This is a genomic window from Sphingomonas adhaesiva, assembly GCF_002374855.1.
Lineage (GTDB): Bacteria > Pseudomonadota > Alphaproteobacteria > Sphingomonadales > Sphingomonadaceae > Sphingomonas > Sphingomonas adhaesiva.
Genome location: NZ_NWVC01000001.1, coordinates 319500 through 335976 on the forward strand (window position 1 = coordinate 319500; position 16477 = coordinate 335976).

The following is a 16477-nucleotide window of genomic DNA, read 5'->3' on the forward strand; positions in this document are numbered from 1 at the left end:
AGTGAAGACGTTCGGTTACAGTGTGACGACGTTGCTGGCGACCCGCGGCGCCGCCGCGAGGTACAGCGACACCATCGGCTCGTCGGTGGCGACCACCGTCTCGTCGGAGGTGAAGCCGTTGAACGCCGTGCGCATCGCCGCGCCATACGCCCCCAGCATCCCGATCTCGATATAGTCGCCGGTCGTCACGTCCGCGGGCAGCGGAAACGGCCCCGGCATGTGATCCAGATCGTCGCAGGTCGGGCCCCAGAAGCTGAACGGATGATCGCGGACGGTCGATTCCGGTTCGCGCAGCAGCGCCACCGGATACTTCCAGCCGATGTGCGCGGCATCGAACAGCGCGCCATAGGCGCCGTCGTTGATGTACAGTTCCTCGCCGCGGCGACGCTCCACGCGCACCACGACCGAGCTGTATTCCGCGCACAGCGCACGGCCCGGCTCCGCCCACAATTCCGCCGAATAGCTGATCGGCAGGCTTTCAAACGCGCGGTGGATCGTCTCGAAATACAGCTCCAGCGGCGGCGGCACCATGCCCGGATAGGCCGACGGGAACCCGCCGCCCACGTCGATCACATCCACCGTCACCGCGGCCGCGACGATCGCCTGGCGCACGCGCTCCATCGCCTCGGCATAGGCGTTGGGAGTCATCGCCTGCGACCCGACGTGGAAGCAGATGCCCAGCGCATCGGCGACCTGGCGGGTGGCGAGCAGCAGCTCTTTCGCCTCATCCGGCGCGACGCCGAACTTGGCGCCCAGCGACAGCTTCGAATGTTCCGACGACACGCGCAGCCGGACGCACAGCGTCAGGTCGGTCGCATCGCGGGTGGCGCGGGTGATCTTCGCCAGCTCTTCCATGCTGTCGAGCGAGAAGGTGCGCACGCCGTGCGTGAAATACGCCTCGGCGATCGCTTCCTCGGCCTTGACCGGGTGCATGAAGCAGAGCGTGGCGTCGGGCACGGTACGGGCGACCAGACGCACCTCGGCGATCGACGCGACGTCGAACGTCGTCACGCCATTGTCGTAGAGGATGCGGATCAGGTCGGGCGACGGGTTCGCCTTCACCGCGTACATCGAGCGGCCCGGAAACTTCTCCGTGAAGAAGCGGGCGGCCCGTGCCGCTGCGTGCGGACGGACGATCGTCACCGGCTGAACCGGCCGACGGGCGGCAATGTCGATCGCTCCACCGATGGAGGTGGCGGAAGCGGTCGAGGGGGCAGCTAGCCCCAGCGCGCAATGATGCTGGTGCAACTCAAGGGACCTCCAATTGCCTTGCGGCATACGGTGACAAAAAGCTGCCTTGCGGTTGGAAGTCCCATGGGGCAGCGGAGGCGCGAAATATGATCGACGTTCGGCCTTGTAAAGTGGCTGATGCGACGAAAGGTGCAAATGTGACGTTTATGCGACAGCCGACGCGCGCAGGGGTGCGGGACGCCGCCGCGAAGATCGCCGCCGTCCTGCCGCCGACGCCGATTTTCGTGCAAGAGATCAATGGGATACGGATCGTCTTCAAGGCGGAGTCGCTGCAGCCGATCGGCGCGTTCAAGATTCGCGGCGCATGGCACCGATTGACCGCGATGAGCGCGGAGGCGCGCGCGAAGGGCGTGGTCGCTTTCTCGTCGGGGAATCATGCGCAGGGAATCGCCTGGGCGGCGCGGCGGCTGGGGATGCCGGCGACGATCGTGATGCCCGCCGACGCCCCGCGCGCGAAGCGCGATTCGACGCTGGCGCTGGGGGCCGAGGTGGTCGACTACGACCGCGCGACGCAAAGCCGCGAGGCGATCGCCGGGCAGCTGGCGGCGGCGCGCGGCGCGACGCTGGTGCCGAGCTTCGACGACCCGTGGGTGATCGAGGGGCAGGGCAGCGCCGGGATCGAGGCGGAGCGGCAGATGATCGACGCCGGGCTGGGCGCGCCGACCCATGTCGTCGTGCCGTGCGGCGGCGGCGGGCTGTCGGCAGGGATCGCGCTGGCGCTGAAGGACGCGCGCATCACCGTCGCGGAGCCGGAGGGCTGGGACGACATGCGCCGCAGCCTGGAGGCCAGCTGGATCGAGCCGGTCGGCCCCAATCCGCCGCCGACCGCGTGCGATTCGCTCCAGACGATGCAGGTGTCGCCGCTGACCTTCGACGTGCTGTCGCGGCGCGACGCGACCGGCGTTGCGGTGAGCGAGCGCGAGGTGGCCGCCGCGCAATGCTGGGCCGCGCAGCGGCTGCGGCTGGTGATCGAACCGGGCGGCGCGGCGGCGCTGGCGGCGGTGCTGGCGGGCAGGGTCGCGCCCGCGCCGGGAATGCTGGTGATCCTGTCGGGCGGCAATGTCGATATCGACGGCTATGCCCGCGCGCTGGCGGGGGACGTGGCATGAACGCGATCGCCCAGGCCGCCCCCGCGATCGCGATGCTGGGCGCGGTCGCCTGCCTGATCGGCGGCGGTTATCTGCTTGCCAGCGGGCGTGACCGGAAGAGGGGCGCGCTGATGCTGGTGATGGCCGCGGTGCTGGTGGGCAACGTGCTGGTCTGGACGATGTGACGGCGCGTCGGGGGCGCGGAGGAAGACCCCAGCCTGCGCCGGGTGACGGCCCTACATTCGTCGCCCCAGCGCAGGCTGGGGCCTCTGGCGGCTCTTGCTTCACGATCAAAGCAGCGCGCCGCGGGCAAAAGCCCGCGTCGTCGGACGGCGCTACGCGCCGCCGGCCGCGCTGGCGCGCGAGGCGCGGATCAGCGCGGCTGATCCGCTCGCGCCAGCGTCACTTGATCGGCGAGTTCGGGTCCAGCCGCATGTCCAGGTAATTGTCGACCGACTTCATCAGGTCGTCCAGCTCGTGCTCGAAGAAGTGGTTGGCGCGCGGGATCACGTCGTGGTGAATCGTGATGTGCTTCTGCGTGCGCAGCTTGTCGACCAGCTTCTGCGTCGCCAGCGGGGTCGCCACTTCGTCCTCGGCGCCCTGGATGATGATGCCCGACGACGGGCACGGCGCCAGGAAGCTGAAGTCGAACATGTTCGCTGGCGGCGCGACCGAGATGAAGCCGCGGATTTCCGGGCGGCGCATCAGCAGCTGCATGCCGATCCACGCGCCGAAGCCGAAGCCCGCGATCCACGTCGACGACGCCTCGGCATGGAAGCTCTGCACCCAGTCGAGCGCGGAGGCGGCGTCGGACAGTTCGCCGATGCCGTTGTCGAACGTCCCCTGGCTCTTGCCCACGCCGCGGAAGTTGAAGCGCAGCGTCGCGAAGCCGCGGCGCTGGAACGTCTTGTACAGATTCTGGACGATGCGGTCGTTCATCGTTCCGCCCGCATTGGGATGCGGGTGCAGGATCATCGCGACCGGCGCGCGCGGCTTGGGGGCGGGGGCGAAGCGGCCTTCGATGCGGCCTTCGGGTCCGGGAAAGATGACGTCGGGCATGGTCACTCTGTTCTTTTGGGCGGGCGTTGGGCCGCGCGGAAAGCGCGCTATATAGGGCCGCCGTGCGATAAGGGAACGTTTCTTGACCGCAACCGCTGGCCCGAACCCGGACGGGCGCCTCTATCTGGACCACGCCGCCACCACGCCGATGACCGCGGGCGCGCGCGACGCGGTGGCGCTGGCCCTGCGCGACTGGGCCAATCCGTCCTCCCCCCATGCGGAGGGGCGCGCGGCGCGGGCGCGGCTGGAGGCGGCACGCGCGGCGGTTGCGGCGGCGTACGGCTGGCGCCACGAACTGCTGTTCACCAGCGGGGCGAGCGAGTCGCTGGCGATCGGCATCGGCCGGGCGATGCGCGCGCGCCGCTTCGTCTCGGCGGTGGAACATGACGCGGCGCTGCGCGCGGCGGGCAGTGCGCCGGTGTTGCCGGTCGGCGCCGACGGCATGGTCGACCTGGCCGCGCTGGCCGATGTCGGCGACGCGCTGGTCGCGGTGCAATGGTGCAACAGCGAAACCGGCGTGAAGCAGCCGATCGCCGAGATCGCCCGCATCGTCCATGCGCAGGGCGGCGTCCTGCTGGTCGATGCGGCGCAGATGCCCGCGTCGGCGGAACTGGCCGACCATGCCGATCTGGTCGCGCTGTCGGCGCACAAGCGCGGCGGGCCGCCGGGCATCGGCGCGCTGCTGGTCCGCGATCTGGCGCTGCTCAGCCCCAGCGGCGGGCAGGAGCGCGGCTATCGCCCCGGTACGGAGAACCTGCCGGGCGTGCTGGGCTATGCCGCCGCGCTGGCCGAGCCGGAGCCGGACCACGCCGATCTGCGCGCCTGTCTGGACGATGCGATCCGCCGGTCGGGGGGCGAGGTGGTCGCCGATGCCGCCCCGCGCCACGCCGCGATCGGATCGTACCGGATGCCCGGCGTCGCCGCGGCGGCGCAGCTGATCCGCTTCGACATGGGGGGCATCGCGGTGTCGGCGGGCAGCGCCTGCGCCAGCGGCAGCCTGAAGCCCAGCCACGTCCTGCGCGCGATGGGGTGGAGCGAGGAGGCGACGCGCGAGGTCGTGCGAGTCAGCTTCGGGCGCACGACCACCCGCGCCGAGGTGGAACGCTTCGTCGCGGCATGGCGTGCGGTGTCGAAGGAAGCGCGGCGGGTCGCGGCGTGACCTATCTCGATTATCAGGCGACCACCCCGCTCGCGCCCGAGGCGTTCGACGCGATGCTGCCGTGGCTGCGCGATCAGCATGCCAATCCCCATTCCCCGCACCGCGCCGGCCGCGCCGCGCGCGCCGCGGTGGAGGTGGCGCGCGAGCGGGTCGCCGCGCTGCTGCCGCCCGGCGGGCGCGTCGCCTTCACCGGCGGCGCGACCGAGGCGCTCAACTGGGCGATCAAGGGCGCGCCCGCGGGGCGGGTGGTGACGATCGCCACCGAACATGCCGCGGTGCTCGATGCGGTCGCGGCGCGCGGCGGCGATACGGTCGTCCTGCCCGTGGGGCCGGACGGGCTGGTCGACATGGACGCGGCGCGCGCGGCGATCGTGCCCGGCACCGCGCTGGTCGCGGCGATGCTGGTTAATAACGAGATCGGCGTGATTCAGCCGGTCACGGAACTGGCCGCGCTGGCGCAGGCGGCCGGGGCGTGGATGCTGGTGGATGCGGTGCAGGGCTATGGCCGCGTGCCGATCCCCGACGGTGTCGATCTGGTCGCGATCTCCGCGCACAAGGTTCACGGTCCGAAGGGCGTCGGCGCGCTCTGGCGCCGCGACGGCATCGCGCCCGCCCCGCTGCTGCACGGCGGCGATCAGGAGGGCGGACGGTCCGGCACGCTGTCCCCGGCGTTGTGCGCGGGCTTCGGCGTGGCGGCGCAGCTGCTGGCGGAACGCGCGGCCACGGACGCGGCGCATGTAGGGCGCCTGTGGGATGTGGCGCGTGAGCAGTTGGCGGGATGGACCGTCAACGGATCGCTCGCGCAGCGCTATCGCGGGAACATCAACGTGCGGCGCGACGGGCTGGACGTCAATCGGTTGATGAGCGACCTGCGCGACATCGCCTTTTCCGCGGGATCGGCCTGCGCCAGCGGATCGGGGCGCGCCAGCCACGTGCTTCGCGCGATCGGCTTGTCGGAGGCGGCGGCACGCACGTCGATCCGGATCGGCTTCGGCCGCTACACGACGGAGGCGGAACTGACCGCCGCGCTCGACCGGATCGTCGCGGCGGCGGATGCGCAGCGGGTGGCGGCATGAACGTCGTCTTTGTCGGCCCGGACGGTTCGCTTCGCGAAGAGGCCGCGACCCCCGGCGAACGGCTGCTCGACGTCGCGCAGCGCGCGGGCCAGCCGCTGGAGGGCACGTGCGGCGGCGATCTGGCCTGCGCGACCTGCCATGTGATCGTCGATGCCGCCGATTTCGATCGCCTGTCCCCCGCGCGCGAGGAGGAAGAGGATATGCTCGACCTCGTCCCCGACGCGCGCCGCACCAGCCGGCTGGCGTGCCAGGTGCGGCTGGACGCGGCGCTCGGCAAGCTGACCGTGAGATTACCGTGAAGTTCAGGGGACGTGCAGCCGCCACGCCATAGTCTGTCCCCACAGACCATGAGCAGGAGTAGGTGCACATGAAACTGATCGCCTTGAGCATCGCCGGCGTCGTCGCGGCGAGCGCGCTGCCCCCCACCGCCGCCGCCGCGCACCCGCGCGGGCCGGGCTGGGATCGCGGCCCCGGCTGGGATCGTGGGCCGGGACGTCACTGGGATCGCGGCCCGGGCTGGGACCGCGGGCGTGGCTGGGATCGCGGCCGCCACTGGAACCGCGGCGCCCGCTGGGATCGCGGGCCGCGCTGGAACCGCGGGCGCCAGTGGGGCGACGTGCGGACGGTGTGCCGCTGGCAGGACAGCTATTACGGCCCGGTCCGCCGTTGCTATCGCGCGCGCTGGTAAGCCGATGATCGGCCGGGCGATGGGTCTTGAACCCGCCGCCTGGCTCGGCCATATGGCGCGCGGGAGTCGGGCGGACGTGGTCGTCGCCAACCTGGTCAGGTCCTGACGGAAGCAGCCACAACGATTTCGCCGCGGGTCGTCCCGGCTCCCACCGCGCAGTCGCGAGCGAGCGGCAGTGCCGCTCCACAGCGACAAGCGCGGCCGGCGGGTCGGCCCCCGGCCGAACCCGTCCGACGACGCGGCTTCGCCGCGGCGCCTCGTTACCTTGGGTCCAATATTCCGTCTTGCCGGACCTGTTCCGGCATCCACCGCGCCTCACACCCGCCAGCGGTTGATCGCGCGGCACGGCGGCCCCCTACACAAGCGCGGGTGACGTAGCGGGCCGGTGCCACCCCGCACCCATCCCCCAATCTCCACCTTCGACAGCGCGCGTTCGCGTGCCTATATCGCTCGCAATGTCCGACTCCCTCGATCTGGGCGCGCCCCCTGCGCCACCGGCCGGCGCGCAGCCGTATCGCGTGCTGGCGCGCAAATACCGGCCGCAGAGCTTCGACGCGCTGATCGGTCAGGACGCGATGGTCCAGACGCTGGCCAATGCGATCAAGCGCGACCGGATCGCCCACGCCTTCCTGCTGACCGGGGTGCGCGGGGTGGGCAAGACCAGCACCGCGCGGCTGATTGCCAAGGCGCTCAACTGTATCGGCCCCGACGGGCAGGGCGGGGCGACGATCGCGCCGTGCGGGGTGTGCGAGCCGTGTCGCGCGATCGCCGAGGGGCGCCATATCGACGTGATCGAGATGGACGCCGCCAGCCACACCGGCATCGACGACATCCGCGAGATCATCGAGGCGTCGCGCTATGCCGCGGTGTCGGCGCGCTACAAGATCTACATCATCGACGAAGTCCACATGCTGTCGAAGGCCGCGTTCAACGGCCTGCTCAAGACGCTGGAGGAGCCGCCAGCGCACGTAAAGTTCCTGTTCGCCACCACGGAGGTGAACAAGGTGCCCGTGACCGTCCTCTCGCGCTGCCAGCGGTTCGACCTGCGCCGCATCCCGGCCGAGCTGCTCGCGAAGCATTTTGCGCATGTGGTCGCGGCGGAGGGCGCCGAGGCCGAGCCGGAGGCGCTGGCGCTGATCGCGCGCGCGGCGGAAGGGTCGGCGCGCGATGGCCTGTCGATCCTCGACCAGGCGATCGCGCATGCCGACATGGCGGGCGGCGGGGTGCGCGCCGATGCGGTGCGCGACATGCTGGGCCTGTCGGATCGCAATGCGGTGCGCGACCTGCTGGCGCTGATCCTGGCCGGTGACGCGCCCGGCGCGCTGGCGGCGATCCGCCGGCAATATGACCTGGGCGTCGATCCGCTGGGCGTGATCCGCGCGTTGATGGAGGCGGTGCACGGCATCACGCAGGTGAAGGTCGGCGCGCCCGACGATCCGGCGCAGCCGGTGGAGGAACGCGCCGCCTATCGCGACTGGGCGGGCACGCTGTCCTTCCCCGCGCTCCACCGACTGTGGCAATTGTTCCTGAAGGGGCATGAGGAGGTCGCGCGGGCCGCGCTGCCGATCGAGACCGCCGAAATGGCGATCCTGCGCGCGATCCACGCGTCGACCTTGCCCGATCCCGCCGATCTGGCGCGGCGGCTGGCGCAGGGCGGGCCGCTGCCGGCGGTCACCGCTGCCGCGCCGCCCCCGGCCGCGCCTGCGCCTGCAACGCCGCCCGCTCCGGCCGATCGTGTGCCGGGCGAATTCGCCGGCGTGCTGGCGCTGCTGGACGAGATCGGGAAGCTCGACCTGCTGGTCCGGCTGAAGCGCGGCGCCAGCCTGGTTAGCTACAAGCCGGGCGAGATCGTGCTGAGCGGCAATCGCCCGCTGTCGACCGACACGCTCGGCGATCTGGCGGCGGTGCTGCGCGAGGCGACGGGCAAGCCGTGGCAGATCTCGATGGCGGACCTTCCCGGCGCGCCGACCGTCTTCGAAGCGGAACAGGATGTGGTACAGGCGCGCCACGACGCCGCGCGCGCGCATCCGGTGGTCGATGCCGCGTTCCAGGCGTTTCCCGATGCCGAACTGATCGAACCCAAACCAGCCAAGCGGAGTATCACGTGAAGGATATCAACGACATCCTGGCCATGGCGCAGAACGTCCAGAACGAACTGCAAAAGGCGCAGGACAGCCTCGACACGATCGAGGTCGAAGGCGCTGCGGGCGGCGGGCTGGTCAAGGTCAAGGCGTCCGCCAAGGGCCGGATCATCGCGGTCGCGATCGACGATTCGCTGATCGTCCCGTCCGAAAAGCAGATGCTGGAGGATCTGGTCGCCGCCGCGTTCAACGATGCGCGCGCGAAGGCGGACGCGGCGTCCTCCGCCGAAATGGCGAAGATGACCAGCGGCCTGCCGCTGCCGCCGGGGTTCAAGCTGCCGTTCTGATCCACGCGGAACTGCTTGCGAAGGCGGAACAATCCCGGGGCGTGTCGATTTGTGGCTAATCCATGACAGGAGGATGCCATGACGGACGACCGGGTAACGCAGACGCCGCATACCACGATCATCGAGCGCCGCGGTGGCGGCGGTGGCGGATTGCTGATCGGTGCCGCGATCCTGGTTGCGGTGCTGGTCGCCGCCTATTTCGTGCTGATGCGCGGCGACAGCGAAACCGCCAAGAACAACGCGATCACGTCGGCCGCGCAGAGCGTCGAGAAGACCGCCGACAAGGCCGGCAGCGCGATCGACGGCGCGACGAAGTAACGCCCCGGTTCGCGACGAACACGCGCTACGTCATGCCGGACTTGATCCGGCATCCATGTTTCCGCAAGCGCACACATCATTGCTCTTGCGGCAACATGGACCCCGGCCTTCGCCGGGGTGACGTGCTTTTTGTCGCATAACGTGCGGCCGGAGGACGCCTTCAGCGGCGCCGCCGCCCGACCTCACTTCAGGCAGCTATCCAGCCCCGCGCGTCGCACCACCCCCACATAGCGCGAGAGCGCATTGCCGTGCCGCCGCACGAACCCGCGCGGATCGACCGCCTCGCGCTTCTTGGGCAACGGCAGGACAGCGGCGATCCGCCCCGCCTCCATCGGCGTCAGCGTCGCGGCGGAATGCCCGAAATACCGCTCGGCGCCCGCTTCGACACCGTAGGTGCCGATGCCCGTTTCGGCGATGTTGAGGTACACTTCCATGATCCGCCGCTTGCCCCAGATCGCCTCGATCAGGACGGTGAACCATGCCTCCAGCGCCTTGCGGATATAGCCGCCGCCCTGGAACAGGAACGCGTTCTTCGCGGTCTGCTGGCTGATCGTCGATCCGCCGCGGATGCGCCCGCCCTCCATGTTGCTCTTCGCCGCGGCGGCGATCCCGCGCCAGTCGAAGCCGTGGTGCGAACAGAAGCGCGCATCCTCCCCCGCGATCGCCGCGCGCGGCATGTCGGGGTCGATCCGCGACAGCGGCGTCCAGTCCTTGGTGATCGAATGGCCGGAGATCAGGTCGCCCGCCATCGTGAAGGTGAACGGCGGGGGGACGACCGCATAGATCGCCACCCACAGCACCGAGACGATGACGAAGCCGATGACGACCTTGAGCAGCAGGCGAAGCGCGAACAGCATGATCGCGCTTCGCTAGCCGATTGTGACGGGCAAGTCAGCGGGGTGAACCGCTCACCGGCCCAGGAAGGTCAGCAGGTCGCGCGTCAGCCGCTCGCCCTCGGTCGCGAACAGGCCGTGCGGCGCACCGTCATATTCCACCAGCTGCGCGTTCGCGATCCCGCGCGCCGCCTGCCGCCCGCTGGCGTCGATCGGAACGGTCTTGTCCGCGGTGCCGTGCAGCACCAGCGTGGGCACGCGAAACGCGGGCAGGTCGCCGCGGAAATCGGTGTGGCCGAAGCTTTCGGCGCATTTCAGCGTCGGTTGCAGCCCGGCCTGCATCGCCAGCCGCCACGCCCAGTCCAGCGTCGCATCGCTGACCGGGCTGGTGATATAGCCCACGCCGAAAAAGTCCTTGAAGAAATTGCGGAAGAACTCCGGCCGGTCCTTCGCGATGCCGTCGGCGATCTGCTGCAGCGTCTCTTCGGGGACGCCGTCGGGATTGTCCTCGGTCTGGAGCATGTAGGGGACCACCGAGCTGATCAGCCCGGCGGCGACCACGCCCTTGCCGTCGTAACGGCTCATGTAGCGCGCCACCTCGCCCCCGCCCATCGAGAAGCCGACGAGGGTCAGGTCGCTGCCAACCCCCGCGGCCTGGATCACGTCGGCCAGATCGTCGGTCAGCGTGTCATAGTCGTAGCCGTGCCACGGCTGCCCAGAGCGGCCGAACCCACGCCGGTCATAGGCGATCGCACGGAACCCCGCATCGGCCAGCGCCTTCATCTGCGGGTCCCAGCTGTCCGACGACAGCGGCCAGCCGTGGATCAGGACGACCGGGCGCCCTTCGCCCCAGTCCTTGACGTAGATGTCGGTGCCGTCGCGGGTCTTGACGTAAGGCATGGGAAACTCCGCCGATCGAGGGTCATGAGCGACCCGAACGCGGCGTCTCCCCGCGCGTTCCCATTAGCCGGCGGCCGCCAGGAACGCCTCGACGCGATCCAGCGCGACGGTGCGGTCCAGGTACGTCCGCCCGATGCCGTTCGCCAGCAGGAAGGGCAGGGTGCCGGCGGCCATTTTCTTGTCGTGGCGCATATGCTCGACCAGCCGCGCGGCCGGCGCGGCGATCCCGGCGGCCGCCAGCCCGTCGGGCAGCCCGCTGGCGCGCCAGTGCGCGGCGACGCGCGCGGCATCCTCCGCCGGGCAGCGACCCGTCTCGGCGGAAAAGGCGAAGGCCAGCGCGCAGCCCGCCGCCACCGCCTCGCCATGCAGCAGCCGGTCGGAAAAGCCCGCCTCCGCCTCCAGCGCGTGGCCGAAGGTATGGCCCAGGTTGAGCAGCGCGCGGCGCCCGGTCGTCTCGAATTCGTCCTCGCCGACGATCCGCGCCTTGGCGGCGACCGAATGCGCGATCGCGTGGGTGCGCGCCGCCGCGTCGCCCGCCAGCAGCGCCGCACCGTTCGCCTCGCACCAGGCGAAGAACTCCGCGTCGTCGATCAACCCGTATTTGACGACCTCGGCATAGCCGGCGCGCACCTGCCGCGCGGGCAGCGTGTCGAGCACGTCGGGGTCGATCAGCACCATCGCGGGCTGGTGGAACGCGCCGATGAGGTTCTTGCCCGCGCGCGCGTTGATCCCGGTCTTGCCGCCGACCGACGAATCGACCTGCGCCAGCAGGGTGGTGGGGATCTGCACGAAGCCGCAGCCGCGCTTCAGGATCGCGGTGGCGAAGCCCACCAGGTCGCCGATCACCCCGCCGCCCAGCGCAATGACATGGTCGCCGCGCTCGACCGCCAGCGCCAGCAGCTCGTCGGTCAGCCGCTCCAGCGTGCCCCAGCTTTTCGATCCCTCGCCCGCGGGCAGCACGATCGCGCGGTGCGGTACGCCCGCGGCGTCCAGCGATGCCTGCAACGTCGCCAGATGCCCTGCGACATTCTCGTCCGCCACGATCGGCATCGCCCGTCCGCGCGCGATCGGCGCCAGCAAATCGCCCGCGCGCGCCAGCAACCCCGCCTCGATCCGCACGTCGTAGCTGCGCTCGCCCAGCGCCACGGGCACGGTGATGCCCTTGTCGATCGCGATATTCGTCATTTACCGATCGCCTTCATGATCGCGCGCACGGTGATGTCGTGCGGCGCATTGCCGCTGGCGACCCGCAGGTGCGCCTGGGCGTAGAGCGGATTGCGCACCGCGGCGAGATCGCGCAGCACCTGCGCCGGGTCGCGTCCGCGCAGCAGCGGGCGGGTGTCGCGCCGCCCGACGCGGTCGACCAGCACCTCGACCGGCGCGTCGAGCCAGATCGCCAGCGCGTCGGACAGGATCAGCGCGCGCGTCTCGTCGTTGACGAACGCGCCGCCGCCGGTCGCGATCACCTTGGCCCGGCCGTCGATCAGCCGCTGGATCACGCGGCGCTCGCCGTCGCGGAAATGCGCCTCGCCGAATTTCGCGAAGATGTCGCTGATCGTCATGCCCGCGGCATGTTCGATCTCATGATCGGCATCGACGAACGCCAGCCCCAGCCGCGCCGCCAGCCGCCGCCCCACCGTGGACTTGCCCGCGCCCATCAGCCCCACCAGCACGATCGGCTGGCCGGTCCATCGCGGCTTTTCCGGGGGACGGGGAACGGGCGGGCTTTGCAACATCGTCCGCCGGGCTATACAGCGCACGTCGGCCGCGGCAACAGACCGTGCGCACCCGTTGCCGGGCGCCGGGCTGGTGTCCGGCCCGGTATCTGGCACGTTGTTAGGTGAAGTCCATGTCCCGGTTGCTCGTCTCCCTGATCGTCTTGCTGGTCGTCGTGCTGGGGGCGTTGTTCTTCCTGGCGGGCCGCGCCACCGAACGTCCCACCACGCGCGTGGAAAAGGTGGTCGAGCTTGGCAACCTCGCGAATTAAGCGGGCGCTCGCCGGGGCCGGCGCGGCGCTGGCGTTCGGCGCGGCGGCGCTGGCGCAGCAACAGCAGCAGCGGCCGGAATCGCTGCTTCCCCCCGGTTTCGGCGATCCCGCGCCCGCCCCGGCGCCGGCGCCCTCCGCCGCGCGCCCTGCGCCGGCCCCCACCGCCGCCGCGACCGGCACGTTCATCCAGCCGCTGCCCGGCGCGTCGGCGACGCCGCTGCCCGAACCGTCGCCCACCGCCAGCCCCACCGCGCTCGCCACCCCGCGCTACGTGCTGCCGGCGTCGGCGCGCCGCTCGCTGGCGCTGGTCGGCGCGGCGGATTCGTTCCGCCGCGATGCCTTCGGCGGGGCGGACGGGCGCTATCTGGAAATCGTGATGCGCCGGCTGTCGGCGCCGCTGCCGTCGCGCTGGCTGTCGATCGCGCTGCGCCGGCTGCTGGTGGCGCGGGTCGACACGCCGCGCGGGGTCGACGGCGCGGATTTCGCCGCGGAGCGCGCGTGGCTGCTGCTGCGGATGGGCGAATCGGTCGGCGCGCGCGCGGTCGTGCAGGCGGTCGATACCGATCGCGTCACGCCTAAGCTGCGGCAGGTGTGGATGCAGGCCGCGCTGGCGAACGGCGATCCGGGCGCGCTGTGCCCGCTGGCCCCGGGCGCGGGCGACAGCGAGCGCGGCTGGGTGGTGGCGCGCGCGATGTGCGCCGGGCTGACCGGCGACGCGCGCGGCCGCACGCTGATCGCCGATGCGCGGCGGCAGCGGGTGGCGAGCGGCATCGACCTGCAACTGGCGCAGAAGGTGATGGGCGCGGGCGTCGACAGCCGCCAGGCGATCACCGTCGACTGGACGCCGGTGGTGCAGCTGACCGCATGGCGCTTCGGGCTGGCGGTCGCCACCGGCGCGACGGTGCCCGACGAACTCTATGGAACCGTCGGTGCGCAGGTGAACGGCTGGCGCGCGCTGGCGCCGGGCATCCCGCTGATCCAGCGCGCCGCCGCGGCGGATCGTGCCGCGGCGATGGGCGTCGTCAGCAGCGCCGCGCTGGTCGACCTTTATTCCGCGCTGGCCGATGCCGATGACGTGCCCGGCGCGCTGACCCGCACCACCAACGGCCTGCGCGACGCCTATGTCGCGAGCGACGACGGCGCGCGGCTGTCGGCGCTGGGCGCGCTGTGGGACGAAGGCTCGGACGACGCGGGGCGCTATGCCCGGCTGATCCTGACCGCGCGTGCCGCCGCGCGCGTCACCCCGCGCGCCGGGGTGGATCAGGCCGACCGGCTGGTCGCCGCGATGCTGTCGGCGGGGATGGATCGCACCGCGCTGCGCTGGCAACCCTATGCGCGCGCCGGGGGCGATGCCTGGGCGATGCTGCTGCTCGCCGATCCCGACGCGCGGGGCATCCGCCCCGGCAGCATCATCGGCGATTACGCGCCCGACGGCGCGTCGGCGCAGCGCAAGAAGCAGCTGTTCTTCGCCGCATTGGCGGGGCTGGGCCGGCTGTCGGCGGCGGATATCGAGGAGAATGCCGCGACGCTCGACGTGCGGATCGGATCGCCCAACGGCTGGACGCGCGCGATCGACCGGGCGGCGGCGGAGGGGCAGGCGGGCACCGTCCTCCTGCTGGCGGCGACGGGGATGCAGGCGGGCAACTGGCGCGCGGTGCCGCCGGCGGCGCTGTACCGTGCGCTGCGCAGCCTGCGCGCGGTCGGGCTGGACGGCGAGGCGCGGATGATCGCGGCCGAGGCGATCGCGCGGCTGGCATGACGATCGCGGTCGGCGACCGCGCGGCGATCGACCGTTTCCTGGAGATGATGGCGGCGCAGGCGGGGGCAGCGGCGAACACGCTGGCCGCCTATCGCCGCGACCTGACGCTGGCGTCGGCGGATCTCGACGGCGGGCTGTCGCGCGCGGATGCCGCCGCGCTGGGGCGGCTGGCAGATGGGTGGCGCGACCTGTCGGGCGCGACGGTCGCACGCAAGGCCGCCGCGCTGCGCCGCTTCTTCGGCTTCCTGGCGGAGGAGGGCGACCGCCCGGACGATCCCTCGCCCGCGTTGCCGCGCCCGTCGACGCGCCGCCCGTTGCCGCGCACGCTGGGCCATGGCGATGTCGACCGGCTGTTCGCCGCGCTCGCCGCGCGGCTGGCGCGCGATCCGGTCATCCCCAACGACCTGCGGCTCGCCGCGCTGGTCGAGCTGCTGTACGGATCGGGGCTGCGCGCCAGCGAGCTGGTGTCGCTGCCGCGCAACGCGGTCCATCCCGACCGCCCGTTCCTGATCCTGAAGGGGAAGGGCGGGCGCGAGCGGCTGGTGCCGGTGTCGGATCGCGCGCGTGCCGCAGTGGCGGCGTGGCGCGCGCATGTCGCGACCGACCGTGCGTTCCTGTTTCCCTCCGGCGCGACGCACATCTCGCGCGTGCGCCTGTTCCAGCTGGTCCGCGCCATCGCGGCGGAGGCGGGGATCGCGCCCGACCGGATCAGCCCGCACGTGCTGCGCCACGCCTTCGCCACCCATCTGCTGGAAGGGGGCGCGGACCTGCGCGCGCTCCAGACGATGCTGGGCCATGCCGATATCGCGACGACCGAAATCTACACCCATGTCGACACGCGCCGGCTGGTCGAGTTGGTCAACGAACGCCACCCGCTGGCAGAGGCGCTCGTTGACGCATCGGCGACACCGCCGTAACGGCGCGCGATGGCCAGTTTCCTCGACTTCGAAAAGCCCATTGCCGAGCTTCAGGCGCGCATCGACGAATTGCGCGATACCGGCGCCGACGGCGGCGTCGACATTTCCGCCGAGATCGCCAAGCTGCAGGGCAAGTCCGACAAGCTGCTGAAGGATACCTTCGCGAAGCTGACCCCGTGGCAGAAGACGCAGGTCGCGCGCCACCCCGAACGCCCGCATTTCAAGCACTACGTCGCCGGCCTGTTCGAGGAGTTCGTGCCGCTGGCGGGCGACCGCGCGTTCGGGGACGATCAGGCGATCCTGGGCGGCTTCGCCACGTTCCGCGGGCGGCGCATCATGGTGCTGGGCCATGAAAAGGGCGACGATACCGCCAGCCGGCTGCGCCACAATTTCGGCATGGGAAAGCCGGAGGGCTATCGCAAGGCGATCCGCCTGATGGAGATGGCGGACCGGTTCGGCCTGCCGGTCGTCACGCTGGTCGATACCTCCGGCGCCTTCCCCGGCATCCAGGCCGAGGAGCGCGGCCAGGCCGAGGCGATCGCGCGCTCGACCGAGGCGTGCCTGGGCCTGCGCGTGCCGCTGGTGTCGGCGGTGGTGGGTGAGGGCGGTTCGGGCGGCGCGATCGCGCTGGCCAGCGGCAATCGCGTGCTGATGTTCGAACATGCCGTCTATTCGGTGATCTCGCCGGAGGGCTGCGCCTCGATCCTGTGGCGCACCGCGGAGAGGGCCGCCGACGCGGCCGAGGCGATGAAGGTGACGGCGCAGGATCTGAAGGCGCTGGGCGTCGTCGATACGATCGTCCCCGAACCGCTGGGCGGCGCGCATCGCGATCCCGCCGGCGCGATCGCCGCGCTGGGCGATGCGATCGACAAGGCGCTGGCCGATCTGGGCAAGCTCGCCCCCGACGCGCTGGCGCGCGATCGCCGCGCGAAGTTCCTGGCGATGGGCCGCGTCGTCTGACGCGCGCGCCAAGTCACGGCGGCGCATGAAAAGGGCGGCGGGAGTGATCCCGCC

At 71.3% G+C, this 16477-nt stretch carries 19 protein-coding genes and 1 other RNA gene; 14 read left to right on the forward strand and 6 right to left on the reverse strand.

What is annotated here, in order from left to right:
• Nucleotides 1–15: 15 nt before the first annotated feature.
• Nucleotides 16–1248: a type III PLP-dependent enzyme gene (locus COA07_RS01595; RefSeq protein ID WP_066712861.1), complete on the reverse strand. Its 1233-nt coding sequence runs from the start codon at nucleotides 1246–1248 to the stop codon at nucleotides 16–18.
• 149 nt (nucleotides 1249–1397) lie between these two features.
• Here COA07_RS01595 and COA07_RS01600 point away from each other — a divergent pair, with 149 nt between their 5' ends.
• Nucleotides 1398–2360, forward strand: a complete 963-nt coding sequence (locus COA07_RS01600) for a threonine ammonia-lyase (RefSeq protein WP_211280942.1) — start codon at nucleotides 1398–1400, stop codon at nucleotides 2358–2360.
• Nucleotides 2357–2524, forward strand: coding sequence for a hypothetical protein (locus COA07_RS18145; protein WP_157085504.1), 168 nt, complete (start codon nucleotides 2357–2359; stop codon nucleotides 2522–2524). The genes COA07_RS01600 and COA07_RS18145 overlap by 4 nt, the downstream gene beginning before the upstream one ends.
• A gap of 217 nt (nucleotides 2525–2741) precedes the next feature.
• Here COA07_RS18145 and COA07_RS01605 read toward each other — a convergent pair whose 3' ends face one another.
• Nucleotides 2742–3398: an alpha/beta hydrolase gene (locus tag COA07_RS01605; RefSeq protein ID WP_066713876.1), complete on the reverse strand. Its 657-nt coding sequence runs from the start codon at nucleotides 3396–3398 to the stop codon at nucleotides 2742–2744.
• A gap of 148 nt (nucleotides 3399–3546) precedes the next feature.
• On the opposite strand from COA07_RS01605, the gene COA07_RS01610 reads away from it, so the two are divergent.
• The 8 genes from COA07_RS01610 (at nucleotide 3547) to COA07_RS01645 (ending at nucleotide 9067) form a co-directional block, all read left to right on the forward strand.
• A complete protein-coding gene (locus COA07_RS01610) occupies nucleotides 3547–4557 on the forward strand; it encodes a cysteine desulfurase family protein (protein WP_096640501.1) in 1011 nt (336 codons plus the stop codon).
• Nucleotides 4554–5633 carry a cysteine desulfurase family protein gene (locus COA07_RS01615; RefSeq protein ID WP_096640499.1) on the forward strand — a complete coding sequence of 360 codons (1080 nt, stop codon included), beginning with the start codon at nucleotides 4554–4556 and terminating at the stop codon, nucleotides 5631–5633. Before COA07_RS01610 ends, COA07_RS01615 begins: the two co-directional genes overlap by 4 nt.
• Nucleotides 5630–5932 carry a 2Fe-2S iron-sulfur cluster-binding protein gene (locus COA07_RS01620; RefSeq protein WP_066713885.1) on the forward strand — a complete coding sequence of 101 codons (303 nt, stop codon included), beginning with the start codon at nucleotides 5630–5632 and terminating at the stop codon, nucleotides 5930–5932. The genes COA07_RS01615 and COA07_RS01620 overlap by 4 nt, the downstream gene beginning before the upstream one ends.
• Before the next feature lie 68 nt (nucleotides 5933–6000).
• On the forward strand, nucleotides 6001–6321 hold the full coding sequence (locus tag COA07_RS01625; protein WP_096640370.1) for a hypothetical protein: 321 nt from the start codon (nucleotides 6001–6003) through the stop codon (nucleotides 6319–6321).
• A gap of 60 nt (nucleotides 6322–6381) precedes the next feature.
• An RNA gene (ffs, locus tag COA07_RS01630) (signal recognition particle sRNA small type) lies at nucleotides 6382–6475 on the forward strand.
• Nucleotides 6476–6776: 301 nt separating this feature from the next.
• Nucleotides 6777–8429 carry a DNA polymerase III subunit gamma/tau gene (locus tag COA07_RS01635; protein WP_096640372.1) on the forward strand — a complete coding sequence of 551 codons (1653 nt, stop codon included), beginning with the start codon at nucleotides 6777–6779 and terminating at the stop codon, nucleotides 8427–8429.
• Complete coding sequence (locus COA07_RS01640; RefSeq protein WP_066485058.1) at nucleotides 8426–8749, forward strand: YbaB/EbfC family nucleoid-associated protein; 324 nt, start codon at nucleotides 8426–8428, stop codon at nucleotides 8747–8749. The genes COA07_RS01635 and COA07_RS01640 overlap by 4 nt, the downstream gene beginning before the upstream one ends.
• 78 nt (nucleotides 8750–8827) lie before the next feature.
• Nucleotides 8828–9067 (forward strand): hypothetical protein, encoded by a 240-nt coding sequence (locus COA07_RS01645; protein WP_066712531.1) that lies wholly within the window; start codon nucleotides 8828–8830, stop codon nucleotides 9065–9067.
• A 182-nt stretch (nucleotides 9068–9249) separates the two neighbouring features.
• Here COA07_RS01645 and mtgA read toward each other — a convergent pair whose 3' ends face one another.
• From mtgA to COA07_RS01665, 4 genes are all read right to left on the reverse strand, one after another.
• Nucleotides 9250–9924 (reverse strand): monofunctional biosynthetic peptidoglycan transglycosylase, encoded by a 675-nt coding sequence (gene mtgA, locus COA07_RS01650; RefSeq protein WP_066712530.1) that lies wholly within the window; start codon nucleotides 9922–9924, stop codon nucleotides 9250–9252.
• A 51-nt stretch (nucleotides 9925–9975) separates the two neighbouring features.
• Nucleotides 9976–10800 carry an alpha/beta fold hydrolase gene (locus COA07_RS01655; protein ID WP_066712528.1) on the reverse strand — a complete coding sequence of 275 codons (825 nt, stop codon included), beginning with the start codon at nucleotides 10798–10800 and terminating at the stop codon, nucleotides 9976–9978.
• 63 nt (nucleotides 10801–10863) lie between these two features.
• Nucleotides 10864–11985, reverse strand: a complete 1122-nt coding sequence (gene aroB, locus COA07_RS01660) for a 3-dehydroquinate synthase (RefSeq protein WP_066712521.1) — start codon at nucleotides 11983–11985, stop codon at nucleotides 10864–10866.
• Nucleotides 11982–12536: a shikimate kinase gene (locus tag COA07_RS01665; RefSeq protein ID WP_066712518.1), complete on the reverse strand. Its 555-nt coding sequence runs from the start codon at nucleotides 12534–12536 to the stop codon at nucleotides 11982–11984. Before COA07_RS01665 ends, aroB begins: the two co-directional genes overlap by 4 nt.
• A 113-nt stretch (nucleotides 12537–12649) precedes the next feature.
• Between COA07_RS01665 and COA07_RS18150 the strand changes: the two genes are divergently transcribed.
• The 4 genes from COA07_RS18150 to COA07_RS01680 are packed head-to-tail and all read left to right on the forward strand — an operon-like array spanning nucleotide 12650 to nucleotide 16423.
• The gene (locus COA07_RS18150) at nucleotides 12650–12787 is read left to right on the forward strand and encodes a hypothetical protein (protein WP_169803574.1); all 138 of its coding nucleotides are present in this window, start codon (nucleotides 12650–12652) and stop codon (nucleotides 12785–12787) included.
• On the forward strand, nucleotides 12768–14546 hold the full coding sequence (locus COA07_RS01670; protein WP_096640374.1) for a hypothetical protein: 1779 nt from the start codon (nucleotides 12768–12770) through the stop codon (nucleotides 14544–14546). Before COA07_RS18150 ends, COA07_RS01670 begins: the two co-directional genes overlap by 20 nt.
• A complete protein-coding gene (locus tag COA07_RS01675; RefSeq protein WP_096640376.1) occupies nucleotides 14543–15463 on the forward strand; it encodes a tyrosine-type recombinase/integrase in 921 nt (306 codons plus the stop codon). Before COA07_RS01670 ends, COA07_RS01675 begins: the two co-directional genes overlap by 4 nt.
• 9 nt (nucleotides 15464–15472) lie before the next feature.
• Entirely contained in the window at nucleotides 15473–16423 is a 951-nt protein-coding gene (locus COA07_RS01680) for an acetyl-CoA carboxylase carboxyltransferase subunit alpha (RefSeq protein ID WP_066711729.1), read from the forward strand.
• Nucleotides 16424–16477: the final 54 nt, after the last annotated feature.